Source organism: Rickettsia endosymbiont of Gonocerus acuteangulatus (assembly GCF_964026435.1).
Lineage (GTDB): Bacteria > Pseudomonadota > Alphaproteobacteria > Rickettsiales > Rickettsiaceae > Rickettsia.
The window spans coordinates 813,584-838,410 of sequence record NZ_OZ032147.1 but is presented as its reverse complement, the minus strand read 5'-3'; the positions used below and the strand labels follow the sequence as shown (position 1 = coordinate 838,410).

Genomic DNA, 24,827 nt, shown 5'->3' with positions numbered 1-24,827 from the left:
TAATCGGGGTTATAGTATTTTCAAGTCTTTCTTAGTTTTACTATAGTCTTGTTTATATGCTTGCCATAGATCACGTACTGGACCGGATTTATTAAGTAACATGGAAACAGATCCACTAGCTATAACTTTTCCATTATTTAGCATAATAACACTATCAAAGTTGGGCAAAAGGTGTAGCCGATGCAATGAAATAATCATAGCTGATTCTGGAAAATCATTTATAATTTGTAATAGAATTTCTTGTTCTGTAGGTAAATCTACACTAGAAGTAGGCTCATCCATTAGAATAAGCGAGCTAAAACGTGCAGCAAATAGCCCACGTGCCAGAGCCAATCTTTGCTTTTGACCAACTGAAAGATTTAGCCCTTTTTCACGAATATCTGTTTTAAGACCATTTGGTAAGGTGTCAAGAATATTTGAAAAACCAGAGAGTTTTACAACATGATGAATTTTATCTAATTCTGTTGGAAGATCCATTGTAATGTTGAATGCTATTGTATTTTCAAATATTTCTGGATCTTGAGGTATCAGAGTAGTAATTGTTTGAAGGGGTTCTAATGAATTGAAATGAACTTCATCAATTTTAAGATCCACATGTGAAGGGGTATAAAGTCCGGACAATAGATTCATCAATGTACTTTTACCTCCGCCATTTAATCCAATCAAAGCAATTTTTTCGCCACGCCTTATCTTAAACTCAATTCGATTAAAAATTTGGACATACCTAACAGCTTCTGAAGCATGGTGAAAAGTTAGATTTTTTACCTCAATGACATGCCATTGTTTAACAGTTGCTGAACTTTTAGGTAAAAGTGTTAATTTTTTAATATCATCTAGAATAGGTTGTATGCTTTTGATATCTGTATTCATACGTACAATTTCTCCATAATGAGTACTTAAAGCTTGGAATACATCATTAATATCACATTGGTAACGAAAAATCATGACTACGATGCCTAGCATAATTGTTTCCGTTTTATTTAAAGTATGAACTACATAACTAACCAAAATTATGGTTTGAACAATAGTGAACAAAATCATCATTGAGAACCACTTAATCTCATTTAAAACTACTCTTTTTCGGAAAAATGGCCAAATAGACATCATGTGCTCAAATAAATTATTATGTGTTAATTTACCTAAACGTAACGTTAGTATTGTTGTTATGTTACTAATGTAGTCAAAGAATACAGAACCAATGTGATTCTCAACTTCATTTTCAGCATTAAAGAGTGGTACTAATTTATTATCGAATAAAATCACCACTATCATTACAAATAAAGAAGAAAAAAAACTGATAAAACCTAAGGGTGGTGAAATCCAAAGTAAAAACCCCATTGCGGTTACAAATTTAACTATTGTATGAATATAGCTGAATTGATTATCTGCGAAGCGGTATATAGCTGCTGATGAACGATTAATGCGTGTAATAATGTTACCAGAATGATGATCTTGATGCCATTTTAGTGGTAAATGCATTAATTGTTTATAAATATTTAGTCTAAACGCTTGTTGAATTTTTAGAGCGACATTCCTTTCAACAACTCTTGCAGGACCATGAAATAACCAAAATAATAACATTAGACCAACTCCAGCAAGCAACCAAAATATTATTTGAGTCAGTTGTCCAGGCTTAAAATGCTGCAATTCATCGACAACTCGACCAAATGCATATGGACTTAAGCTCAAAAATATTTGAGCTACTATAAGTGCTAAGTAATAACCAATAATTGCGAACCTCCATGGTGCACCATAATGCCAAACAGTATAGATCAAGTTGAGGTAAGGATTACTCATTAGGTTTGTGACCATATAGGTTAATTGTTCGAGAGTTCAATGTTATTTCAAAAGTACAAGATATGAATTATACTTTAACTAACTCTAAGCTAATAGCTTAACAAATTATCTGGAAAACTTTCGACAAATCAACATATTCTTTGGGGATACAGGTTGATATTCCGGCGAAACGTACATTATTAAGAGTAGAAGTCGGCATAGTCAGTGTCTGAGCATCTGATAAAGATCGCCTACAGATTTTGCCTTAGAGAGATCATCACCAGTAATAGTTTGGCCATATTCTGTGTCGAACATGACGATAACACCAAGGGCAGCAAGCGAATCCCACTCCGGCAAATCCTTAAGCAACGTATCCATGGTTACTTCTACAGGATTCTGGAAGTCTGTCACAGACAGGAAATTCGCAAGAAAGGTCTCTTTACTCATTCAATACCTACTAATAGTTTGTCTTTTGCTAATAAAATGGCTTATAGTAGATTGTGTAAGAATACGAACCGATTCATAGTGTGTAGAGTTTGAGTATTTTAATCGATGGTACAATACAACTTTTGAGAATTGAATTTACTTATAGCCATCGATTATTTAAAAACATATCTAAACAATCCACTAATTCTCTTAATTATTTGCTATCTTAAAATCTTAACTAAAGTCATTATCTCTCTTACTTCTATATTGAAATTATTAAGTTATTATAATTCTGTTCTAATATGAACACAGAGCTAATTGTATAAAACTTAATACTAAAATGCAAATTTATTTATTAATTTGTCATTGTCAAATAAAAAGGGACCACTATATGTAAAAATTTTTATGTCATATTACCTCCAAATTTATAGTTATTAATACGATAACTTTTACCTGTTATGTTTAGTATATGTGCATGATGTACTACTCGATCAATAATTGCATGAGTTAATAACTCATCAGCAAATATTTCATTCCATCTTTCAAAATCCTTGTTTGTGGTGATAATGGTAGATTTATTTTCATATCGTTTAGCAATAATATTAAAAAAATCATCTACTGAATGTTTTGGTAATTGCTTAAAACCTAACTCATCAAGAATTAATAAGTCAAATGATAAGAGTAATTTAACTTTTTTGTGATAGCTATTATCTGCTCTTGCAATATGTAAATTATAAAGCATATCCGATACCGTAGTAAAATATACAGAGTATTCTCGTGTTAAAGCTTTTAATGCTAATCCAATAGCAAGATGAGTTTTGCCAGTTCCAGAATTACCTATGAATATGACATTGCCCTTAGTATTAATATAATCACAAGTAGATAAATCACTTATTACTTTGGTATCAATACTTGGTTGGAACTGAAAATCAAAGTCTTCTAAATTTTTAGTGACTGGTAATTTAGCAGCACTTTTACAACGACGGTAATTATTATCCTTACGGTGAGATTTTTCATCTTCACATAATAGTGAGAGAAATTCTTTAAATCTCTTTTGGGTATATTCCCCGCCGCTTGCGGCGTAATATGGCGGAATGAGCAAATATATACATAAAAGTCATAATGTTACGGTACTGCTGTATCACATGGTATTTCCAGCAAAATATCGCCGAGCAGTGTTTGACGTATCAGTTGATCAAGTATTACGAGAAATATGTTTAGAGATAGAAAAGAGATATCAAATAAAATTTTTAGAAATAGGGGTTGATGAAGATCATGTCCATTTTTTGGTACAATCTGTACCAACCTATAGCGTAACAAAAATAGTAACAACAATTAAAAGTGTTACAGCTCGTCAAATATTTAGACAGTGTCCACAGGTAAAGAAACAATTATGGGGTGGAGAATTTTGGACTGATGGATATTTTACGAGTACGGTAGGTAAGCATGGAAATGAGAATATGATAGGAAAATACGTAAAAAACCAAGGCAAGGAATATCAGAAACTGCATGAGGATCATCAGCTAGCTTTCTTCTAAAATACCCCGCTGCTTGCGGCGGGGATTACTTTTATTGACCTACGAAGCTTTAGATTATCAGGTATAGTCAATAGTTTAAATGAAAGGATTATTTATGCTCAAAATAATAAACTAGGATTTAAAGAATTTCTATCACTATTATGTGAAGATGAAAAATCTAACCGTAAGGATAATAATTACCGTCGCCGTAAAAGTGCTGCTAAATTGCCGGTAACTAAAAATTTAGAAGACTTTGATTTTAATTTCCAACCAAGTGTTGATGCCAAAGTAATAAGTGATTTATCAACTTGTGATTATATTAATACTAAGGGAAATGTAATATTCATAGGTGATTCAGGAACTGGGAAAACTCATCTTGCCATTGGGCTAGCATTAAAAGCTTTAACACGAGAATACTCTGTATATTTTACTACGGTATCGGATATGCTTTATAATTTACATATTGCAAGAGCAGATAATAGTTATCACAAAAAGGTTAAATTACTCCTATCGTTTGATTTATTAATTCTTGATGAGCTCGGGTTTAAGCAATTGCCAAAACATTCAGTAGAAGACTTTTTTAATATTATTGCTAAACGATATGAAAATAAATCTACCATTATTACCACAAACAAGGATTTTGAAAAATGGAATGAAATATTTGCTGATGAAGTATTAACTCATGCAATTATTGATCGAGTGGTACATCATGCTCATATACTAAACATAAAAGGTAAAAGTTATCGTATTAATAACTATAAATCTGGAGGTAATATGGCATAAAAATTTTTAAATATAGTGGTTCCTTTTTCGTGCAATTTACTGGTCCCTTTTTAATTGACAATGACAATAGAGGGATTTAAAAAATTTATAGAATTAAATTTTGATAAAACCACCATGGAGCTAGCTAATAACTGGAGTCAAAAAGTATCTGCAAGTACGATATCAAGATTGCTTAATAAATTAGGTTATAGTTATAAAAAAAACTTTTCTTCATCCCAAAAGGGATATTGGTCTAAGGAATGAGTTTATATTGAAACTAAAAACTATAGATAAACAAGATTTAGTATTTATCGATGAGTCTGGGATAGAAGATAATAGCTGTAGAGAACACGGGTGGAGCATTATCGGTCAAAGATGTTATGGTGAAAAGGTCTATCAAACATAAATCACGGATTAGTATGATTGCTGGGCTGTGTGTCAAAGATATTATTGCCCCAATAATATTTGATGGGACATGTAATAAGGACATTTTTGAAACTTATGTACAAGAGATATTGATCAAGGAATTAAAGGCTGGTCAGATAGTAGTAATGGATAATATTAATTTTCATAAAAGTACAAAAGTGAAAACGTTAATTGAATCTGTTGGTTGCAGTATTTTATTTTACCAACTTACTCTCCTGACTTAAATCCTATTGAGCATTACTGGTTTAAAATCAAGAATGAAATAAGAAAAACTATTTCTAATTTTGAGCACTTTTTTGATGCTGTTTACTATGCTCTTAAAAAATCACTACCTTATCGCATTAAGCTATATTAATGTTACAAGCTTCTCATTAGTAACAAATTCTACATAGCTTGCTCGACTAAATCCTAATGTAGCCACAAAAGCTGATAGAGGACTTTTCCCCTTACGAAATTCTATCCAGTCAACTTGCATCTGTTTGCCAGAAGCAGTCTCAAATCTTATCATATCCTCCTGTTTAGCTGCAGGCTTTATACTCCTTAAATAATCCCTGAGTTGGGTCATCCCGCCTGTGTAACCCAACTCCTTTATCTCTTGAAACAGTACCAGATAGTGATACAGGATGGGCTGATTTTATTCTGTCACTCAAGTAGTCTTTATATGGGGCAAGCTTTGTTACCAACTTTGGCCTATCCTTATATTTAGGGGAACCATCATATTTTAAATATTTACGTACTGTATTTACTGATGCACCTACTTCTCTTGCTATACTTCTTAAGCTTTTACCATGTTTATTCAATATTTTTATTTCCATTATTTGCTCCAGTATTATCATTATTCATTACCTCCTTATTCAGAAGATATTACTTTAATACTGTATCAATTTTTATCCGTTGCTCTGTATCATTTTACTTCCGTTGCTAACAAGCTATTATCTTCTATCCCAGACTCATCGATAAATACTAAATCTTGTTTATCTATAGTTTTTAGTTTCAATATAAACTCATTCCTTAGACCAATATCCCTTTTGGGATGAAGAAAAGTTTTTTTTATAACTATAACCTAATTTATTAAGCAATCTTGATATCGTACTTGCAGATACTTTTTGACTCCAGTTATTAGCTAGCTCCATGGTGGTTTTATCAAAATTTAATTCTATAAATTTTTTAAATCCCTCTATGTCTCTTATTATTCTACGATGTCCTGTATGATAACCACTTTTTGCTTTGACATCCCCAGTTTGTTTCTTTAATTTTTTCCACTCTATTATAGTCTTCCTACTAATAGAGTATATCTCTGAAGTCTCTTTTATTGTTTTACCATCTGTTAAACTTTTTATTACTCGTATTCTTAAATCTCTTTTGGGTATATTCCCCGCCGCTTGCGGCGTAATATGGCGGAATGAGCAAATATATACATAAAAGTCATAATGTTACGGTACTGCTGTATCACATGGTATTTCCAGCAAAATATCGCCGAGCAGTGTTTGACGTATCAGTTGATCAAGTATTACGAGAAATATGTTTAGAGATAGAAAAGAGATATCAAATAAAATTTTTAGAAATAGGGGTTGATGAAGATCATGTCCATTTTTTGGTACAATCTGTACCAACCTATAGCGTAACAAAAATAGTAACAACAATTAAAAGTGTTACAGCTCGTCAAATATTTAGACAGTGTCCACAGGTAAAGAAACAATTATGGGGTGGAGAATTTTGGACTGATGGATATTTTACGAGTACGGTAGGTAAGCATGGAAATGAGAATATGATAGGAAAATACGTAAAAAACCAAGGCAAGGAATATCAGAAACTGCATGAGGATCATCAGCTAGCTTTCTTCTAAAATACCCCGCTGCTTGCGGCGGGGATTACTTTTATTCGTATGAATATGCCTTTGCCATAAGTTTTTCATTTAGTATAATCCAACTCATACTATAAGTCACTATCTTATCGCATTAAGCTATACGACTTTATCGCCTTTGGTGCGTTTATGTCCATTATAACCTAAATTATCACCCTTTTTTAGCAGTAGTACATGTACCATCACCTGTAGTACTGAAGTATCAAGCATCCCAGCTTTAAATAATTTTAAAACTGAGGCTTCAAAGATTTTATCAAAACATCCATGCTTAATCCAAAAACTAAAAGCTTTAAAGATGCTGGTATAGTGTATCTCTGGTTTGCCATTGGAATCTTTAGCTATTGGTATTTCTTGCCACTGACAACCAATGTGTATTAGTTTAAGAATATAGTGGAATAATTTGAAAAAAGATATTTTTTTACTTGGACCACGTGAACTCTTTTTAAGATGCGGTAAGACAAATTCATTAAACTCAGTTTCCCTCAAAACCGTAGGGATACTATTATATTAACGCTTACCTTTCATTTAATTTTGTATACCATACTTTATTTTGAATTCCGTAATATACTCTCTAAACCTTTATATGCAAGCTTTTATTCATAGTTATTAACTGTTTCTATTACTCGCAATGAGTTCCTATAGTAATATTGTACGACAAACATTGTCGTATTGCTATGATGTGCGGTAATTGGTAAAATAGAGTTTTCCGTACCATTAGTGTCAAGTCTTAACTAATGTCAATAGTATCAAAAAGGCTGTTCTAAATATATGGTATGTCCATAACTATGTCAAGATAATTTTTGGACATAAAAATACGATATGTCCGAAAACGAACCTTTTTGAACATATGTGGTTCTAATCGCATCATTTTTCTTATTCCTAAAACGTTTTTTTGTTATATTAGAAGAACATTCTAATAAGAACAAGGTTTTGAAACATTTTTTGAACAAATTTTAATTAGGTTTTTGTGAGTCTGTGACATGTTTCAAAACGATCATTTTTGGAATATACTAACTTTGTTACTTACCTAGTATTTATTTTATTTTGTCTTCTATGTTGTTTACGCTGTATTTCTTCAGTCACAAAATCTTTTTTCTTATTACACTCTTTAGGATCTACTACCCTTTCTTTATATTGGCTTATCTTTTCTTGTAATAAATCAATATTTTTTAGTGCCTCTACTCTTTTATCTAACTCTTTATTATATATTTTAATGTTTTTTACGTTTTGTTCCATTAGGTCTACATGGTTATTACTGGTTTCTGAAGATACAGTTACTTCTTTTTCTTTAGGATATAAACGACTAATTAGTTTTTTTATTAAATTCTTTATTTTAACAAAAATATTTTTCGTACTATTTGATGTATCTGTTTTTAAAGCTGATTTCTGATTATGCTGCTCCTTGTTCTCAACTGTTTTCTGTGAAGATATGGTTTCAAGAATATCTTTTAATATTTTTTCTTCCTCCTTCTGTACCTTATCAAGATCTAAGTGTTGTTTATTTTCTGCCCTTACTTCCTTTTCAGACTTAAATTCATATTTGTCATTCTCATTAATGATAATATGCTGGCTTACTATGTACGCAGATGTTAAATCTTGCCTAATTACTTGTAGCTTCTTAAGACAATCTGTCGTTATGTCCCTTAACTCATTTATCATTATCATATTCTTTGCACTTGTATCCTCTGTGTTAATACCTTTAAGTATACTCTTGATATCTGTCATAAAAACCTCATATGTTATTTATCTAGTCTAACAGAAAATATTATGTTAATAATAATCTATTGTTTTGTAGAAGTCAAGATTTGATCTTACAGACACTATAAATTTTGCACCTGATTGTCAGTTAAGTTTTGACTGTCAGATATATAATCAAGATACAAGATTTCATTATTCTTTTCAACAGCTAATTTCTTACTATCCTTAAAAGTTTGCATAGGAGTTTTTCCATAACAATATTTACCAGAATGAGGTCTTTCATTATTGAAATACTCTAGCCAGATATCAAGATCTAATTGTAGGTCATCAAGATCTGTATAAATCTTTTTCCGCATTGCTGTATCAAAGAATTCTTGTTTCATAGTTTTATTAAAACGCTCACACATGCCGTTTGTTTGTGAAGAATATGCTTTAGTAGTAGTATGCTCTATACCTTCGATACTTAGAAATAATTCAAAAGCATGATGCTCTATATTCCCCTTATATTCTGACCCACGATCTGTAAGAATACGAATTATTGGTATCCCCCCTTGGGTCTCGTACCATGGTAACACGCGGTCATTCAGCATATCAGCAGCAGTTAAAGCTGTTTTATCAGTATATAGTTTAACATCAGCTACTCTGCTGTAGCTATCAATAAATACCTGATAATAAACCTTACCTATACCCTTAAAGTTGCCTACATAATATGTATCTTGGCATCCTAGATACCCCGGATGCTGTGTCTCAATTTCTCCATGTGCTTCTTTTTCATTACGACGCTTCTCTAGCACTTGTAATTGTGCCTCAGTAAGTACAATACCATCTTGAGCCATTTTTGCTTCTAATGCTTTAAGCCTTTTACTGATATTGTTTAAATCATTACGTAACCAAATTGATCTCACTCCTCCAGGTGATACAAGTACACCAGTCTTTTTAAGCTCATTTGATACTCTTAGCTGACCGTATGGGCTTTGTTCGGAAGGGTATCTGTTGGTCTTTTTTAGACGTAATTATCCTATTTTGACTGTGACACATTTACCGAATGAATTCCATAAATTTATAATATTGGTAATAACAATTGCTTCACGTTTTTGTGATGATATTTTTTTAGTTAATAGAGATGAACCAATACATCTCTTAATTCTTGAAATTTGAGCTTCAATTCGTGCCCTAATTCCATAACAGTATTTTTTATAAAATGCATAAATGTTACCTTTCTTACTAATCTTACAACCTTATCATGCCATATGGTGTTATCTTGACCGGCTTTGTTCGGAAGGGTAATAAAAAAGGAAGGGTAGTATGTAGAGAATACCATATAATATTCTGGAATAGATAAGTTATAAATTAAAAATGCCATACAAAGAAAGAACAAAAACAGGTTTGCCAAGAAAAATAGATAGGCCGAGATATAAAATAACCAATTGGTCACAATATAACGATAGTTTAAGAAAAAGAGGGATGGTCAGCCTGTATTTCCCTGAAGGTGATTTAGAGTCTTTGTTCATTAATACACAACCTTACGTAGAGGGAGAATCTGGGAGGACAACGACATACCAAGTACCATATATACAACTACATTTATACATTATATCGTTTATTTGATTTCGGGCAGCGTCAAATAACAGGTTACTTTGAGGATCTATGGCGGGGCAAGGGTCTTGAGATTCCAGTACCAAGTTTTGGTCATCTATGTGATTTATTTTCACAGATACCATTAGAGGTCAAACAGTTTTGCAATAAACTTGCTGTGCGTATCAAGAATGGCGAAGCTATATCTCTGATACTAGATAGCACAGGTCTTAGATTTAATACAGCTAGTAACTGGTATGAAACAAAATACAATAAAGTCTGTAAGAATAAGCCATGGCAGAAAATGCATATTTCTATAGATCCTGCAATGAATATTCATGATGTTGAGATTACTGATTGCTATACTGCTGATATAGAGATGCTAGAGTCCTTAATACCAGAGAATATATCGGTAGATAGAGTAATTGCTGATGGTGCTTACTATAGTATTGAAGGAGTTGAGAAATTAAGTAATTGCGGTATTACGCCAGTAATGCCTCCCCCACGTAATGCTAAGATATATGGTGTAAATACCTTATTATATTATTTAACAATCAAACCCTGCTTTAGCAAGGTGAACAAGTAAATTTAGTTTATAATAATATCTAAAGATAGAAATTCTTCATCTATACCCAATAGTGATGCTTCATTAGTAGAATATTTAAAAGCACGTTCTAAATCATCATAATCAAATTTACTTGATGATATTAATATAGTATTATCATCAATATCATTTTCTTTAATAACTACAACATCGTTACCGGTAGAAGTAATATTTTCTGATTCTTTAAAATCCTTTATTAATAAGGCTCCATCCTAAATCTAAACACCTGCCTTTTGTCTATCCTCTTGTGTTTTACAACGGCAAAAAGAAATATAACGCTCCAAAGAATCTTTGGGACTTGTGCCAGCATAAAGAACTTATGCAAGATATTTGGACTAAAGACCATAAGGTAGTAAATGTTCATGATATTCCTGATGAGGATTTAAAAAAGAAAGCTTGGACGGAGATACTGCAATTCTTCATGAAGCATATTCATGAAAGAGATTTACTTAAAAGATGGCATGAGGTAGCTGATCTATTACCAGAATTTGCCAAACTTAATATTGGTATTGATTACCTAGAGCTAATATTAACCTATACATTGATTAAAATTGAAAAATCTGATAAGATAGAACTAGAAAAAATATTAAAAAGTCGTTTAAACACTGCACAGGGAGAAAAACTTATGACTAGCTTAGCTCTCATCATTGGAAAGAAGAAGGTATACAACAAGGAATAGCAAAAGGCATGCAGATTGGGGAAGCGAAAGGTTTGCAGATTGGTAGAAATGAGGGAAAACACGAAAGAACTATGGAAGTAGCTAAAAATATGAGTCTTTCTAATTAAGTGTGTAAATTTTAGGGCTTAAATTCTACCTTCAAATTTTATCAAAAAGTGAGCCATAGCTGCGTTCCAGTTTGGAATCGGCATAGCCTATTTCTTGGTCATATAATCAATTGCCAAATATAAGGTCTTAAAAACGGCATTATCATTTGGAAAAACCTGTTTATTCTTGGTAACCTTACGTAATTGGCTATTGACAGATTCTACACTATTCGTTGTGTATATTACTTTCCTTATCGCCTCAGGGTATCCTAGAAAAACCATTAAATTTTCCCAATGAACATACCAAGATTTAGCAATTTGTGGATACTGTTTACTCCATTTAGCTTCAAAAGATTCTAAAGCAAGATGTGCTTCTTCCTCTGTGCTAGCAGTATTGAAAATACTATAAGTAAGTAGAACAAAACTTATTTAAAATAATAAGATTTTAAATAGGTAATGATGAACAGAAAATATAGACACTTATCTCGCGAAGAGAGATATGAAATAAAAAGAATGTATGACCTAGGAGTCAGTATTAACAAGATAGCACAACATCTTACGAGGTCTAAAAGCACTATTAGTATGGAGCTAAAAAGAAATAAAGTAAAAGGTAAGTATATGCCTTGTGTTGCTCAGGAACAATATAAAAAAAGGATGCATCAGCAAGAGTTATTAAAAATAGAGAAGTTACCTATTTTGTTAAATTATATCAAAAATGCTATGATTCACAAGAAATGGTCACCGGATGCTATAGCCGGAAAGTTAAAACTGGACAAAAATACAGCTTGTTGTATCAGTACAGAAAGTATATATAGATTTGTCTACACTTCTCCAGTTGCAGCTAAATTAAAGTTATATAGCTATTTACCGTCTAAAAGATATAAAAGGCAAGAAAGGGGGACAAGGCATCAAAGGATCATTATACCACAAAGGATCTCAATACATCAGCGTGATGCAATAGCAATGCAAAAGCTAGAAGTAGGGCATTTTGAGGCAGATCTTACATTTCATAAAGGTAATCAAAGTATGAATATCGGTGTGCTGGTGGATAAAAAGAGTCAAAAGATTATTTTAGTGCTGAATAACTCCAAAAGAGCTAAAACAGTTACCACTGGGTTTTTAAAAAAGATCAAAACGCTGCCAAGTAGTGTTAGAAAGACTATTACTATGGATAATGGCAAAGAGTTTGTAGGGCATCTTGCTTATAGACTATCTGGGTTTCAAACTTTCTTTTGTGATCCATACCGCCCTAGACAAAAAGCACTAGTGGAGAAAATGAATTCTATGATTCATAGAATTTTACCTAAAAATACAGATATTACAACCGTTACACAAAGAGGTCTTGACAATATTGCTGAGATTTTAAATAACATGCCAAGAAAGATTTTTGGTTATAAAACCCCCAATGAAATTTGGGCAGAAAATTTATAGGTTTTGTTCTACTTAGTCCTTGAATTTTCAGTATAAATAGGCTTTAAATCAGCCGCTAATTCTTTTCGGTCTTTATATGATACATATTTTAAACTATTTCTAATCTGATGTACAATACATAATTGATGTTCGGTTTTCGGAAAAACTGCCTCTATCGCCTCAGACATATCGGTTAAATTATCACTGCAAGCAATAAGCATGTCTTGCATACCTCTGTTCTTCATCTCAGTAAAATTACCAAGCCAAAATTTTGCTCCTTCATTTTCACTGATCCACAATCCTAAAATATCCTTCCTGCCAGATAAATCAATACCTAATGCTACATATACAGACTTATTGATAATTCGTTTATCTTGACGTACTTTTACTACTAAACAGTCAAAAAATACTATAGCATATACTCGATCCAATGGTCGGCTTTGCCATATCTTGACATCCTCAATTACATCATCAGTAATTTGACTTATCAAACTTTCGCTAACGTCAGCTCCATACAATTCTTGCATTTGAATCTTAATATCAGATAAGCTCATTCCTTTAGCGTATAACGATATTATTTTATCATCAAATCCTTCAAATACGTCTTTGACGCTTTGGAATTAATGCAGGTTCAAATGTACTACTTCTATCCCTTGGAACCTCAATCTCTATAACTCCATTATTTGTTACTAGATTCTTTACATTCTTACCATTACGAACATTATCACTATCAGTATGACAATATTTATCATATCCTAAGTGATTATTCATCTCTGACTGCAATGCCTTCTCTACAAGCCGTTTGGTTAATTGCTTTAATAAACCATCCTCTTTAAGTAATGTTGATATATCTGTATCATTATTTATTAATAAATCTATCGCTTGATTTATTGCTTCATTTTGTTTTTGGCGCATATAATTTCTCCTTTTGTTATATTATATTTTTATATAACCTTTGAGAAATTCCCACACTTATTTGGACAGAGCCAAAAATCAATTGTATCCCCATATTTGTCTACAGCTCTATACAAATATGCCCATTTACCTTTTACTTTAATGTATGTCTCATCTACTCTCCAACTAAACCCTGACTTAGGCTTCCAGCACCATTTTAATTTATCTAATATCTTTGGGGCATAATACTGAACCCAACGGTAAATTGTAGAGTGATCTACCTCTACACCTCTTTCCTCTAACATCTCTTCTAAATCTCGATAGCTAATACCGTACTTACAGTACCACCTTACTGCCCATATTATTATATCGTATTTAAAATGACGTCTCTTAAAAAAATTCATAAAGCTTATCTATAACAATTTATTCCCTATTCTTATATACTAATATTTCCTATTTGCAACAGGGCATTTTAAAGCTTAATGTAATTATAATTGTTGGGAGAATAATTTCCGTTCCTGTCATCTAGTTGCTTGTCCGCTTGTCCGGCTCTGATTATTCAGAAAATAAAGTTTGTTATTAACCATTTATAGCATAAATCATTAAGATACTGACAATTTAATAGTATTAAAAACAGCATCATAAAATGTTTCAAAATCTCCTACAACTTTCCTAATTTCATTTTTTATCTTAAACCAGTAATGCTCTATAGGATTTAAATCAGGAGAGTAAGTTGGTAAATACAATATGGTACAACCAACGGATTCAATGAACTCTTTAACTTTAGAATTTTTATGAAAATTAATGTTATCCATAATAACGGTTTGCCCAGGTTGTAATTCTGTAATTAATACATCCCTAATATAAGTTTTAAAGACCTCTGTATTACAATTACCTTCAAATATTACAGGAGCAATAAGATTACCATTACAAAGACCAGCTATCATACTTATTCTAAATTTATGTTGATACACCTTTTCTCCATAACACCTTTGTCCTATAATGCTCCATCCATACTCTTTGCAAGCATTATCCTCTATTCCAGATTCATCAAGATATACTAATTTATCTTTTGTGATGGTTTGTATCTTTGCTATAAATTCATTTCTTAATTTAATATCTCTTTTCGGATGAAAATGAGTTTTGTTTATAGCTATAGCCAAGTTTTCTGATTTGTCTTAAAATAGTTACAGATGCAATATTACCCCATTGCTTTGCTAACTCCTTTGATGTTTTATTCATATTAGCTTTAAAAAATTCTTTAAAAGATTCTGAATCTTTTATCTTATGACTATGTCCTTTCTGATAACCAGTTGCTGCTTCTAAAGTACCTTGCTTATCTTTTAATTTTTTCCATTTATATATAGTATCACGACTTACATTAAATAATTTACTTACCTTACTTATTCGTATCCCTGCTTCTACAGCTTTTATAACTCTTAGTCTTAGTTCTATTGCATATGCTCGTGCCATATCTCTTTACATGCTTGTTAATATTTGCTTACTATAACATGATACTCTCGCTCTGTCAGTACCTTAATGACTTATGCTATACACCCACAATACCTATTTGCAACAGTGCCGAATAAATCACGGGATGACAGGGGGAAACAATCCACGCAACAACTTCGTGGATGCAAAGCATCGACACAGCAATCTCGTCAAACATCCTAAGATTGCTTCGTAGAAACTTTCATTTTCTCCTCGCAATGACGATTTGCTACTGACCTTGTTCCTTATCTTTTAACAACTTAATATCTCTATGTGTAATTATTTTATCGATTATGCCGAATTTTTTTGCTTCTTCAGGTGACATAAAATTATCACGCTCCATACTTTTCTCAACATGTTTTACATCTTGCCCAGTATGTTTACTATATAAGCTATTAAGGATCTTTTTGATTTTCAATGTTTCTTGAGCATGAATTTCTATATCTGTTGCCTGACCTCGATAACCTCCGGATGGTTGGTGGATCATAACACGGCTATGCGGCAGGCTGTATCTCATTCCTTTTTCACCACCACAAAGTAAAAATGACCCCATAGAACAAGCTTGACCGATACAAAGAGTAGCTACTTTAGGCTTGATATATTGCATCGTGTCATAAATTGCAAGACCGGCAGTTACAACCCCGCCAGGAGAATTTATATACATATATATATCTTTCTCAGGATTTTCTGCCTCAAGGAACAATAATTGAGCAGTAATCAAATTTGCCATATGGTCTTCAATAGGACCACATACAAAGATTATACGTTCTTTTAATAACCTTGAATATATATCATAAGCACGCTCACCCCTAGAGGTTTGTTCAATTACTATCGGTACGTAGGACATTGGATATTTTTCCTTAAAGTTTTTGTTGGAAAGATATGCGTCATCCCGTGGATAAGCCACGGGATGACACACCGAGGAGATTGACTAACAATCCTACTTCTTACTATCTTCTAAAGCATTAGCAAGTATGTCGCCCATATTGGTTGTATTATCGCTAGAGCCATATTCTTTAAGAGCCTTTTGACGCTCTGCTATTTTATGGGCTTTTATTGATAATAAAATTTTATTGGTTGACTTTTCGATAGAAGCAACTTTTGCTTCGATTTCTTGATCTACTGCAAACATTTCAGGTTTTTGTTCTTCTTTTTCATCTGATAAATCAGATTTTTTGATAAATCCTGCTGCTTTATCGTTTACTAATACTTCCAATCCATCATCTTTGATTGCTGTCACAACAGCTTTAACTACTGTTCCTTTTTTATATTCATCAGCAATTCCTTGATATGGATTAGGAGTTAATTGCTTGATACCTAGACTAATTTGTTCTTTTTCAATATTGATTGTTAGCACTTTGCACTCTACTTCATCACCTTTTTTGTATGTTTTGAGTAACTCATTGCCATTATCTTCCCAAGTAATATCACCCTCATGAATCATACCGTCTAAATTGTCGCTAAGTGCAACAAAGATTCCAAAATCAGTAATGTTTCTAATTGGAGCTTTAATCACTGTTCCAACAGGGTTAGTTTCAGCAAATTTTATTAAAGGATTTTGCTGGCATTGCTTAATACTTAAAGAAACACGATGTTTTTCTGTATCAACTTCTAACACCATGAATTCTACTTCTTGACCTATGGTAAGAGTCTTTCTAGGATTTTGATTAGATTTAAGCCAACTAATTTCACTTGAGTGAACAAGCCCTTCTAAACCATCCATTAATTCAATAAATACACCATAATCAGCAAAGTTTGTGACTTTTCCAGTCATTTTTTTACCGACAGGGAATTCTTCTTTAATTTTTTCCCATGGATTATAATCAAGTTGTTTCATACCAAGAGATATTCTTTTTGTCTCTTCGTTAAACTTAATAACCATTACTTTAACTTTCTGATTAAATTGTAGCACTTCTGATGGGTGGTTAACTCTACCCCAAGAAATATCAGTTAAGTGTAATAAGCCGTCAACACTACCAAGGTCAATGAATGCACCATAATCTGTAATATTTTTTACTGTTCCCTCAAGGATCATTCCTTCTTTGATTTTAGATAGCATCTCGTCTCTAGCTTCAGAACGTGATTCCTCTAATATAGCTCTTCTTGAAACAACTATGTTACCAAGCTTTTTATCCATGCTTAGGATCTTAAATGGCTGTCTAATATTCATTATAGAGCTAGGATCTTTAATTGGTCTAACATCAACTTGGCTTCCTGGTAAAAACGCTACAACACCAGATAAATCAACAGTGAACCCACCTTTTACACGACCAAAAATTGTACCATCAACAAACTCACCTTTGCTACACATGAGTTCTAACTGACCCCATAATTCTTCTTTTATCGCTTTCTCACGACTTAAAGTTTTGCCGCTATGTCCTTCAGTTTTTTCAATATAAACATCAACTAAATCACCAATCTCAGGTAATTTATGTGCCGGTGATAATAAAAATTCAGATTTAGGTATTCTACCTTCATTTTTTAATCCAACGTCAACAACCACTACTTCATTAATATCAACTACTTGACCTTTTACTACTGTTCCAGGTTTTATATGACTCGTATCAACATTTTCAAGCATTTTAGAAAAATCATCTTCAAATTCATGATTAACTGCTGCAAGTTGTGGAACGAATCTTTGTTTTAATTTTGTTGTCATATTTTTCTCGTAAATATTAGCGGTGCTGAACTAATAGATAATCTTTTTAAAGGGTTAATAAAAAAGATATTTTCCAAATATCACTGTCATCCCGTGGTGGCATTGCCCGCGTGGATCGAAAAACACCCTAAGGTAGTCATGCCGTGGCTTGACTACGGCATCCAGAAAATAATAAAAAATACTAATATTATTAGTATTTTTTAACTGGACCCGGTGGACAAGCCACGGGGTGACATGGGGAAACGATCCACGCGGGCAATGCCTCCCGTGGTCAAGCAACTAGATGACATTTCTATCTATAAGCGAGTTTGGAAAAATATCCTCTAAATAAAATAAACTATAAGCACCAAGTTATTTTATTCTTTTAATATAAATTGCGTTATTTGTTCTACAACCAATAAGGGTGAAAGTTTGGAAGTATCAATAATTAATGCATCCAAAGCCGGTAATAAAGGTGCTACTTCTCGCTCTTTATCTCTTTTATCACGCAGAATTATCTGTTGTAAAATCTCGTCAAGTATACATGCTTTCCCTTTAGCTTGCAACTGTTTATATCGCCTCTCAGCTCTAATCTCAGGGTTTGCGGTTATAAATATTTTAAAATCGGCATTAGGTGCAACTATTGTCCCTATATCTCTACCCTCCATAAGAATTCGAGGTGTAATATTAATTAACTTTACTAAATGCTTATTTAGATTATCTCTTACCTCAGCTATTACGGCAATTTGCGAAGCAATGCCTCCTATATTTTCATCCTCTAAGTCAAACTTATCTGTAATATCTATTTCTTTAGATAAGGAAATTACTTTATTGATGTCTGTAATATCTATTTTTTCTTTAATGCAATTAAAAGCAAGCTGCCTATAAACAATACTTGATTGAACATATTTTAAAGAAAATTTTTCAGCAAGCATAAGCCCAATAGTGCCTTTACCGGAAGCTGCAGGACCATCAAGTGCAATAACAAAATTTTGAGTAAAGTATAAAGCTTTAGATTTTAAGTTTGTCATAAAAAATTTGTAGAATAGATAATAAAATACTATAAATAATGTAAATAAAGCTTGAAATCTACTATATTATACAATAAATATAGAACTTAATATTTATAAGGGTGATTAGCTCAGTTGGTTAGAGCATTACGTTGACATCGTAAAGGTCGGGGGTTCAATTCCCCCATCGCCCACCACCTTATCTCCAGGCTTTTCTTAATCTGCTAATTTTATCTTCATACTCCGTATGCTCACTATATGCTCCTTGCATTTTGAAAAATAGTACTATAATTGCCTTGTGTGCCTCTTATAAACTGATGTTTAAGTTGAGGTCTTATACACACTATATGCTGCTCACATTTCACTCCTGATTGTGTAATCCATAATGAGAGTGATAATAATCCCACTATCTTCTACAATTTTGTCGGTAATTTTATTCCACCTGAATGGAGTACTCTTTCCTCTCGTAATGGTAAAATTTTAAGTAAAACCTCAAGACAACTCCTATCTCTTATAGTCTTCCGCTTGCAAATCTACTATAACAACAGTATTGACGAACTTCAGGAAACCTATCATTTCTTTGAGGATTCTCTAGGAGTATGTCAAGAGCGTGTAAGACAGTGTCTAATTGAATTAAAAAAGAGTGGCTTTATCGAATTTTATAAAGCAACAATAGTTAAATATGGCATTAAATGCCGTAATACTCCTTGTATTAAGCTGGCTAGAAATTTCCAACCTACTTCTAGCAAAATACCTTCTGAAAATGAAAAAAATTTTGCCTCAACTCCAAAAAACTTTGGGGTGAAACCCAAAGAAATTTTGCCTCAACCCCAAAAAAGTTTGGATGAGAGAATATATATAGATAATAATAAAAATATATCTAATAAATCTAGATCTAGCGAATCTATCATTTTTCAAAATGAACAAAATATATTTAATCATAATAACCAAACTCAGTTACAAGAACAAAAACCTGAAGCAAATTTACAATGCAATGTTATAAAATCAATCAATGATCAACAACAAGGTGATAATATCAGTTCATCTAGTGCTAATATCACAACAGGTGCTACACGAATTAATACTGCACTACAAGCAGTTATTAATAAAATCTCTAAAAAATATGACTCTACACCATCAAATAGCAATAATGCTGCAATTACTGCTATTAATCATAAAAGCTGGTTCAAAAGAAAAAAATTAGCAGATTTTTATCCATTAAGCCAAGAAGATGCTGATTTACTACAAGTAAAATCAAATAGAGAATTTAACCTAGATTTTATCAACAAATTGCTCTTAAAGCTTGCAGGAGAATATTCCAATCACCATTTTGGCCATAAGAAAGTGTTACTAAACTATATGGCTAAAGCTTTAGCTCATGAGTTACATGAAACTACTAAAGCTAATAATGCTACATTTCAGTTTAAATCTAGCGACTTAAACAACGCTAAAGAGCAATACCTAGATAAGATAGAAAGTAGCCTTGATACTAGCTTGCAAGCTCAGCTAAAACGTAAAATTGTTGGTAGTTTTAATCCTGATTCAGCTTATAAATTACTAAGCTCCTGCTTATTTATTGGGGTAGTAGGTAATAGCTATCAAATAAAACTGCTTAAAACTATTACGTTTTCAGAAAATGCACAAGATAAAATACTACAGCAAGTACAAATGATCTATGGCAGTAATATTGGGCAGTTACAAATCATACCATTTGCTGAGCTTGAAGCGAAGCAGAGTAATATTGAAGATGAAAAACAAGATTATCTATTGCAGCTAAGCAAACAATTAAATCCTGATTCAATATGGTACAGGGCACGGAAATTTCTTATTGAACGTTATAACCAATATATTGATTTTGGTGTATTAACTAAATTAGTAGTGGTAGAGGAAGATATAGTCAATAAAAAGGTAATCCTCAAATCAATATCAGCTTTTAATGATTATTATGTTAGGAATCGTCATATGCAAGATCTAGAAGAAGCTTTTAAGAGTCAAGATTATTACTTTGAATTAATCAAGTTTGAATATAACTAAGCTATTGTGGTAATTGATAATTTGTAATAACTACTTCATCAGATATTTTATTGTGCTCAGGCATAGAATATTTAACCTTAATAGTACTAATATTAAAATTTTTGTATAAGTTTCTAATAAAGGGAGTATTACTATTAGAAATCATTATTTTTATACCTTGATTATTGAGTTCTGTAGCAAAATCTTTAAGTCTCGTTTGATCATTTTCATCAAAGGGTAATCTGGTATAAAACTTCTCACCTGATTTATGATAAGGAGGATCAAAATAAACAAAATCACCTTTTTGTGGTTCAATGAACGAAAAATCCATAGCACAAATAGATGTGTCAGCTAAAAGCTGACTACACTGTTTTAATCGAGAAGCAAGATCAGATTTACTATAATTCCTACCAGAGAAAGTTTGAGCTGGTTTGCCATCAATATTAATCCGGTAAATGCCTTTAAATGAATATCTATTAAGATAGATAAATCTTGCGGTAATCTTTGCTGGGTCGTTACTGTCATTATTACTTCTAACTTGATAATAATGTTCTTTAGAGTGTTTTTCTTTATGAGAGTCTAATAGTTTACTGACCTTATCTGGATTCTTCTTTATTGCGTTATAGCTAGTTACTAGCTCTAGATTAATATCAGATAAATAGCATTGTTTAAATTTATCTCTAATTTGAAAAAATAAAGCCCCACCACCAAGGAATGGTTCATAGTAGTTATTCAGTGTTGATGGAAGAAACTTAATTAATTGATCGGCAATTTTTCTTTTACCACCAACCCATTGTAGGAATGGTTGTGGTTTATCTGAGTTCTTTACTGACATGAAATTATTATTAAAATATTTATACTAAATTATAGTATAAAATAGGTTTAAATGCCAGCAAAATACTGTATTACAAGGGATTTTCAAGGAATTCTTGATGTTTTCTGTAGCATCATTAATACTAGTTTTGATTTGTATGTAATAGACAAAGATCTGAGCTAACAAATAATAGTAATTTAGCTGTGTCTCATTTATGCAGCTCTTTATTAAATTGTGTAGAAATCTGTCAAAAAAGCTCTTAAATCCTCTGTACTTCATGGAATAGTTAGGATATCTGTCCTTGTTAAGAGCAGCCGTGGTGCAGTTCTAGTTCAGAGGTTAAATTAAAAACTACAAAATTTTAGCACTTTAACCTCTGAGCTGTTTTCTTAACTTTAACAGCAAGGAAATGCTATGACAATTAATAATCAAAATCAACAAAAAGATAATAATAACGTTAAAAATTCTCTGCAGCAAGCTTGGATATTGCAATTATCTCCTATATCTGTCACATTAATGCCATCTGACCCTGAATACAGTTTTACAGACAAACATCAAGAATTAGAGCAAAAATTACAAAAGGCAAAGCATGAACTAAAAGAATCTAATATATTTAAGATAGATTTAATTAAAAATATTAGTAATAAATTAGATATATAGCATAAGTCATTAAGGTACTGACAGAGCGAGAGTATCATGTTATAGTAAGCAAATATTAACAAGCATGTAAAGAGATATGGCACGAGCATATGCAATAGAACTAAGACTAAGAGTTATAAAAGCTGTAGAAGCAGGGATACGAATAAGTAAGGTAAGTAAATTATTTAATGTAAGTCGTGATACTATATATAAATGGAAAAAATTAAAAGATAAGCAAGGTACTTTAGAAGCAGCAACTGGTTATCAGAAAGGACATAGTCATAAGATAAAAGATTCAGAATCTTTTAAAGAATTTTTTAAAGCTAATATGAATAAAACATCAAAGGAGTTAGCAAAGCAATGGGGTAATATTGCATCTGTAACTATTTTAAGACAAATCAGAAAACTTGGCTATAGCTATAAAAAAACTCATTTTCATCCGAAAAGAGATATTAAATTAAGAAATGAATTTATAGCAAAGATACAAACCATCACAAAAGACAAATTAGTATATCTTGATGAATCTGGAATAGAGGATAATGCTTGCAAAGAGTATGGATGGAGCATTATAGGACAAAGGTGTTATGGAGAAAAGGTGTATCAACATAAATTTAGAATAAGTATGATAGCTGGTCTTTGTAATGGTAATCTTATTGCTCCTGTAATATTTGAAGGTAATTGTAATACAGAGGTCTTTAAAACTTATATTAGGGATGTATTAATTACAGAATTACAACCTGGGCAAACCGTTATTATGGATAACATTAATTTTCATAAAAATTCTAAAGTTAAAGAGTTCATTGAATCCGTTGGTTGTACCATATTGTATTTACCAACTTACTCTCCTGATTTAAATCCTATAGAGCATTACTGGTTTAAGATAAAAAATGAAATTAGGAAAGTTGTAGAAGATTTTGAAACATTTTATGATGCTGTTTTTAATACTATTAAATTGTCAGTATCTTAATGATTTATGCTATATCATGTAATGAAATGCTCTCTGAGCTACTTACACTTTATGGAGTAGAAAAAGATCCTAATAAGAAGAACTCCTTATCTAATATTGTCATAGATTGTGCTAAGGGACTATTAGATTATTCTCATAATCTGGTTAATTTGCTGCATAAAGATGCTAAACTAGTTCCCATAGATCTACAAGCTTTTAATCTAGAGCAATTAGTAAATGAAACTGTTAATAAAATTATACCAGAAGCTAAGGATAAAGGTTTAGATCTTTTTTGTAATTTTCAGTATGATATAGTCAAGATTATTATTGGAGATAGTTACTGGATAAAGGCAATATTAGAACAATTAGTAGCTAATTCAGTTAAATTTACTGAAGAAGGCAAAGTTATTGTGACAATCAATTTATTTCCTACTACTATAGACGAAGATAATAAAGAGATGGTGCTACAGCTTATTGTCCATGATACAGGTATTGGCATGTCTGAGGAAATACAGCAATATATTAGAGGTAAGAATACTGAATTTGATTCTGCAACTGAGTATAAAGGGTTAAACTGCGGACTTAGCTTTGTTAAAAGACTTATCCATGAAATGCACGGAGATATTGAGGTAGAAAGCGAAGAAGGTAAGAGTACGACTGTTACATGTAATATACCAGTAAAATTGCCTATATATCATCAATAATTACTAAATAAAGTAAAGTCTTGTAAAAAAATTTACAAGACTTTACTTAAATATCTATAAAACTATAGTCCTGGTAACCATACTGTAGTAAAAATATCTTGACTATGATTAGTTTAGTTAACTAAACTAAAGGGATGAGTAAAGAATGGCGTAATATGGTTAAAAATCCAGTAAATTATAAGTATGAAGAGTCTTTAAATAATTGTTCTTATAGTAAAAGATTATTACACAAACTTTGGTTATTAAATAAATATGCAACAAATAAGATAAATCTTAATCAAGTTACTAAGGCTATTTACTATGCCAAAAAATATCACAGTGGACAAAAACGAAAAACTGGAGAATTATTTTATACTCATACTTTAGAAGTAGCATATATGGTATCTGATTACTTATTTAAAACTGATATTATTGTTACCGCTATATTACATGATGTTATTGAGGATACAGAGCTTACTAAAGAAATGATAGCAGAAGCATTTAATGATAAGATAGCCTATTATGTTGAAGATTTAACCAGAATTAAGAAAGATCATAAGATTAGTGCCGTAGAAATGGTGAAGATATTATATATGCAAAAGAAGGATGATTTATTATTAATTAAGCTATTTGATAGATTACATAATATGCAAACAGTCAGAGCTAAGTCTCTTGACAAGATTTGGCAAACAACATCTGAAACTTTACAAATATTTTTAGCTTTATCTGCTTATTTAAAAATACCCGAGATTGCTAAGCAATTAGAGGCACACTGCCTACGAGTAGTCTTTAATTATGAAATCTTACAGAACGCTGTTACGAACAGAGAGAAATATTAATTTTCCTAGAGAAGAGTATAAGTTATAGCAAGCCTTA

The 24,827-nt window shown here is 31.8% G+C and carries 27 protein-coding genes, 1 tRNA gene and 4 pseudogenes; 14 read left to right on the top strand and 18 right to left on the bottom strand.

Annotated elements, in window-relative coordinates:
• Positions 1-9 precede the first annotated feature (9 nt).
• From AAGD55_RS05095 to istB (AAGD55_RS05085), 3 genes are all read right to left on the bottom strand, one after another.
• Positions 10-1,776 carry an ABC transporter ATP-binding protein gene (locus AAGD55_RS05095; RefSeq protein ID WP_341792362.1) on the bottom strand — a complete coding sequence of 589 codons (1,767 nt, stop codon included), beginning with the start codon at positions 1,774-1,776 and terminating at the stop codon, positions 10-12.
• Positions 1,777-1,998: 222 nt separating this feature from the next.
• Positions 1,999-2,223 carry an acyl carrier protein gene (locus tag AAGD55_RS05090; protein WP_341792361.1) on the bottom strand — a complete coding sequence of 75 codons (225 nt, stop codon included), beginning with the start codon at positions 2,221-2,223 and terminating at the stop codon, positions 1,999-2,001.
• Positions 2,224-2,605: 382 nt separating this feature from the next.
• Positions 2,606-3,304, bottom strand: a complete 699-nt coding sequence (gene istB / locus AAGD55_RS05085; protein ID WP_341792360.1) for an IS21-like element helper ATPase IstB — start codon at positions 3,302-3,304, stop codon at positions 2,606-2,608.
• Here istB (AAGD55_RS05085) and tnpA (AAGD55_RS05080) point away from each other — a divergent pair.
• The 3 genes and pseudogenes from tnpA (AAGD55_RS05080) to AAGD55_RS05070 all read left to right on the top strand — a co-directional run.
• On the top strand, positions 3,297-3,740 hold the full coding sequence (gene tnpA / locus AAGD55_RS05080; RefSeq protein ID WP_341790826.1) for an IS200/IS605 family transposase: 444 nt from the start codon (positions 3,297-3,299) through the stop codon (positions 3,738-3,740). The two genes, istB (AAGD55_RS05085) and tnpA (AAGD55_RS05080), sit on opposite strands and share 8 nt — an antisense overlap.
• A gap of 9 nt (positions 3,741-3,749) precedes the next feature.
• A complete protein-coding gene (istB, locus tag AAGD55_RS05075) occupies positions 3,750-4,502 on the top strand; it encodes an IS21-like element helper ATPase IstB (protein ID WP_341792522.1) in 753 nt (250 codons plus the stop codon).
• 66 nt (positions 4,503-4,568) lie between these two features.
• Positions 4,569-5,262: pseudogene (locus AAGD55_RS05070) on the top strand (IS630 family transposase); the annotation flags it as partial.
• On the opposite strand, the gene AAGD55_RS05065 reads toward AAGD55_RS05070, so the two are convergent.
• The 3 genes from AAGD55_RS05065 to AAGD55_RS05055 all read right to left on the bottom strand — a co-directional run bounded on the left by AAGD55_RS05065 (position 5,254) and on the right by AAGD55_RS05055 (position 6,220).
• Complete coding sequence (locus AAGD55_RS05065; protein WP_341792359.1) at positions 5,254-5,415, bottom strand: hypothetical protein; 162 nt, start codon at positions 5,413-5,415, stop codon at positions 5,254-5,256. The pseudogene AAGD55_RS05070 and the gene AAGD55_RS05065 sit on opposite strands and share 9 nt — an antisense overlap.
• Positions 5,416-5,425: 10 nt before the next feature.
• Positions 5,426-5,743, bottom strand: a complete 318-nt coding sequence (locus AAGD55_RS05060; protein WP_341791321.1) for a hypothetical protein — start codon at positions 5,741-5,743, stop codon at positions 5,426-5,428.
• Positions 5,744-5,911: 168 nt separating this feature from the next.
• Positions 5,912-6,220 (bottom strand): hypothetical protein, encoded by a 309-nt coding sequence (locus tag AAGD55_RS05055; protein WP_341792521.1) that lies wholly within the window; start codon positions 6,218-6,220, stop codon positions 5,912-5,914.
• Between the two features lie 89 nt (positions 6,221-6,309).
• Here AAGD55_RS05055 and tnpA (AAGD55_RS05050) point away from each other — a divergent pair, with 89 nt between their 5' ends.
• Positions 6,310-6,753, top strand: a complete 444-nt coding sequence (tnpA, locus tag AAGD55_RS05050) for an IS200/IS605 family transposase (protein ID WP_341790826.1) — start codon at positions 6,310-6,312, stop codon at positions 6,751-6,753.
• A gap of 117 nt (positions 6,754-6,870) precedes the next feature.
• Here the strand turns inward: tnpA (AAGD55_RS05050) and AAGD55_RS05045 are convergent, their stop codons facing one another.
• The 3 genes and pseudogenes from AAGD55_RS05045 to AAGD55_RS05035 all read right to left on the bottom strand — a co-directional run.
• Positions 6,871-7,257 (bottom strand): hypothetical protein, encoded by a 387-nt coding sequence (locus AAGD55_RS05045; RefSeq protein ID WP_341792358.1) that lies wholly within the window; start codon positions 7,255-7,257, stop codon positions 6,871-6,873.
• A gap of 537 nt (positions 7,258-7,794) precedes the next feature.
• Entirely contained in the window at positions 7,795-8,496 is a 702-nt protein-coding gene (locus AAGD55_RS05040) for a hypothetical protein (RefSeq protein ID WP_341792357.1), read from the bottom strand.
• A 95-nt stretch (positions 8,497-8,591) separates the two neighbouring features.
• Positions 8,592-9,449 (bottom strand): annotated as a pseudogene (locus AAGD55_RS05035) (integrase core domain-containing protein); the annotation flags it as partial.
• A gap of 376 nt (positions 9,450-9,825) precedes the next feature.
• Between AAGD55_RS05035 and AAGD55_RS05030 the strand changes: the two are divergent.
• From AAGD55_RS05030 to AAGD55_RS05020, 3 genes and pseudogenes are all read left to right on the top strand, one after another.
• Positions 9,826-10,077, top strand: coding sequence for a hypothetical protein (locus AAGD55_RS05030; protein ID WP_341792356.1), 252 nt, complete (start codon positions 9,826-9,828; stop codon positions 10,075-10,077).
• 145 nt (positions 10,078-10,222) lie between these two features.
• Positions 10,223-10,630, top strand: coding sequence for a transposase (locus AAGD55_RS05025; protein WP_341792355.1), 408 nt, complete (start codon positions 10,223-10,225; stop codon positions 10,628-10,630).
• A gap of 217 nt (positions 10,631-10,847) precedes the next feature.
• A pseudogene (locus tag AAGD55_RS05020) lies at positions 10,848-11,434 on the top strand (Rpn family recombination-promoting nuclease/putative transposase); the annotation flags it as partial.
• An 87-nt stretch (positions 11,435-11,521) separates the two neighbouring features.
• Here AAGD55_RS05020 and AAGD55_RS05015 read toward each other — a convergent pair.
• Positions 11,522-11,815 carry a transposase gene (locus tag AAGD55_RS05015; RefSeq protein WP_341792520.1) on the bottom strand — a complete coding sequence of 98 codons (294 nt, stop codon included), beginning with the start codon at positions 11,813-11,815 and terminating at the stop codon, positions 11,522-11,524.
• 54 nt (positions 11,816-11,869) lie between these two features.
• Between AAGD55_RS05015 and AAGD55_RS05010 the strand changes: the two genes are divergently transcribed.
• The gene (locus AAGD55_RS05010) at positions 11,870-12,844 is read left to right on the top strand and encodes an IS30 family transposase (RefSeq protein ID WP_341791000.1); all 975 of its coding nucleotides are present in this window, start codon (positions 11,870-11,872) and stop codon (positions 12,842-12,844) included.
• 8 nt (positions 12,845-12,852) lie between these two features.
• Here AAGD55_RS05010 and AAGD55_RS05005 read toward each other — a convergent pair whose 3' ends face one another.
• The 7 genes and pseudogenes from AAGD55_RS05005 to cmk form a co-directional block, all read right to left on the bottom strand.
• Complete coding sequence (locus AAGD55_RS05005) at positions 12,853-13,377, bottom strand: IS256 family transposase (protein ID WP_341792354.1); 525 nt, start codon at positions 13,375-13,377, stop codon at positions 12,853-12,855.
• A gap of 40 nt (positions 13,378-13,417) precedes the next feature.
• On the bottom strand, positions 13,418-13,738 hold the full coding sequence (locus tag AAGD55_RS05000) for a transposase (protein ID WP_341792353.1): 321 nt from the start codon (positions 13,736-13,738) through the stop codon (positions 13,418-13,420).
• Between the two features lie 56 nt (positions 13,739-13,794).
• Positions 13,795-14,121 (bottom strand): annotated as a pseudogene (locus AAGD55_RS04995) (IS6 family transposase); the annotation flags it as partial.
• 198 nt (positions 14,122-14,319) lie between these two features.
• Positions 14,320-15,190 (bottom strand): IS630 family transposase gene (locus tag AAGD55_RS04990; protein WP_341790833.1). Its coding sequence is split into 2 segments (ribosomal slippage): positions 14,320-14,862 and positions 14,864-15,190, totalling 870 coding nucleotides; the frame shifts between segments, so codons are not numbered across the junction.
• Positions 15,191-15,437: 247 nt separating this feature from the next.
• A complete protein-coding gene (clpP, locus tag AAGD55_RS04985; RefSeq protein WP_041804794.1) occupies positions 15,438-16,055 on the bottom strand; it encodes an ATP-dependent Clp endopeptidase proteolytic subunit ClpP in 618 nt (205 codons plus the stop codon).
• 93 nt (positions 16,056-16,148) lie between these two features.
• On the bottom strand, positions 16,149-17,867 hold the full coding sequence (locus AAGD55_RS04980; protein ID WP_341792352.1) for a 30S ribosomal protein S1: 1,719 nt from the start codon (positions 17,865-17,867) through the stop codon (positions 16,149-16,151).
• Between the two features lie 356 nt (positions 17,868-18,223).
• Positions 18,224-18,877 (bottom strand): (d)CMP kinase, encoded by a 654-nt coding sequence (cmk, locus tag AAGD55_RS04975; protein WP_341792351.1) that lies wholly within the window; start codon positions 18,875-18,877, stop codon positions 18,224-18,226.
• 99 nt (positions 18,878-18,976) lie between these two features.
• On the opposite strand from cmk, the gene AAGD55_RS04970 reads away from it, so the two are divergent.
• Positions 18,977-19,053: transfer RNA gene (locus AAGD55_RS04970), tRNA-Val, on the top strand.
• Between the two features lie 139 nt (positions 19,054-19,192).
• Positions 19,193-20,890, top strand: coding sequence for a hypothetical protein (locus tag AAGD55_RS04965; RefSeq protein WP_341792519.1), 1,698 nt, complete (start codon positions 19,193-19,195; stop codon positions 20,888-20,890).
• Between the two features lies 1 nt (position 20,891).
• Here AAGD55_RS04965 and AAGD55_RS04960 read toward each other — a convergent pair whose 3' ends face one another.
• Positions 20,892-21,704 (bottom strand): Dam family site-specific DNA-(adenine-N6)-methyltransferase, encoded by an 813-nt coding sequence (locus AAGD55_RS04960; protein ID WP_341792350.1) that lies wholly within the window; start codon positions 21,702-21,704, stop codon positions 20,892-20,894.
• 393 nt (positions 21,705-22,097) lie between these two features.
• Here AAGD55_RS04960 and AAGD55_RS04955 point away from each other — a divergent pair, with 393 nt between their 5' ends.
• From AAGD55_RS04955 to AAGD55_RS04940, 4 genes are all read left to right on the top strand, one after another.
• Positions 22,098-22,343 (top strand): hypothetical protein, encoded by a 246-nt coding sequence (locus AAGD55_RS04955; RefSeq protein ID WP_341792349.1) that lies wholly within the window; start codon positions 22,098-22,100, stop codon positions 22,341-22,343.
• Positions 22,344-22,419: 76 nt separating this feature from the next.
• A complete protein-coding gene (locus AAGD55_RS04950; protein ID WP_341791135.1) occupies positions 22,420-23,289 on the top strand; it encodes an IS630 family transposase in 870 nt (289 codons plus the stop codon).
• Entirely contained in the window at positions 23,289-23,972 is a 684-nt protein-coding gene (locus AAGD55_RS04945) for a sensor histidine kinase (RefSeq protein WP_341792348.1), read from the top strand. The genes AAGD55_RS04950 and AAGD55_RS04945 overlap by 1 nt, the downstream gene beginning before the upstream one ends.
• Positions 23,973-24,106: 134 nt before the next feature.
• Positions 24,107-24,790: an HD domain-containing protein gene (locus tag AAGD55_RS04940; protein ID WP_341792347.1), complete on the top strand. Its 684-nt coding sequence runs from the start codon at positions 24,107-24,109 to the stop codon at positions 24,788-24,790.
• Positions 24,791-24,827 lie beyond the last annotated feature (37 nt).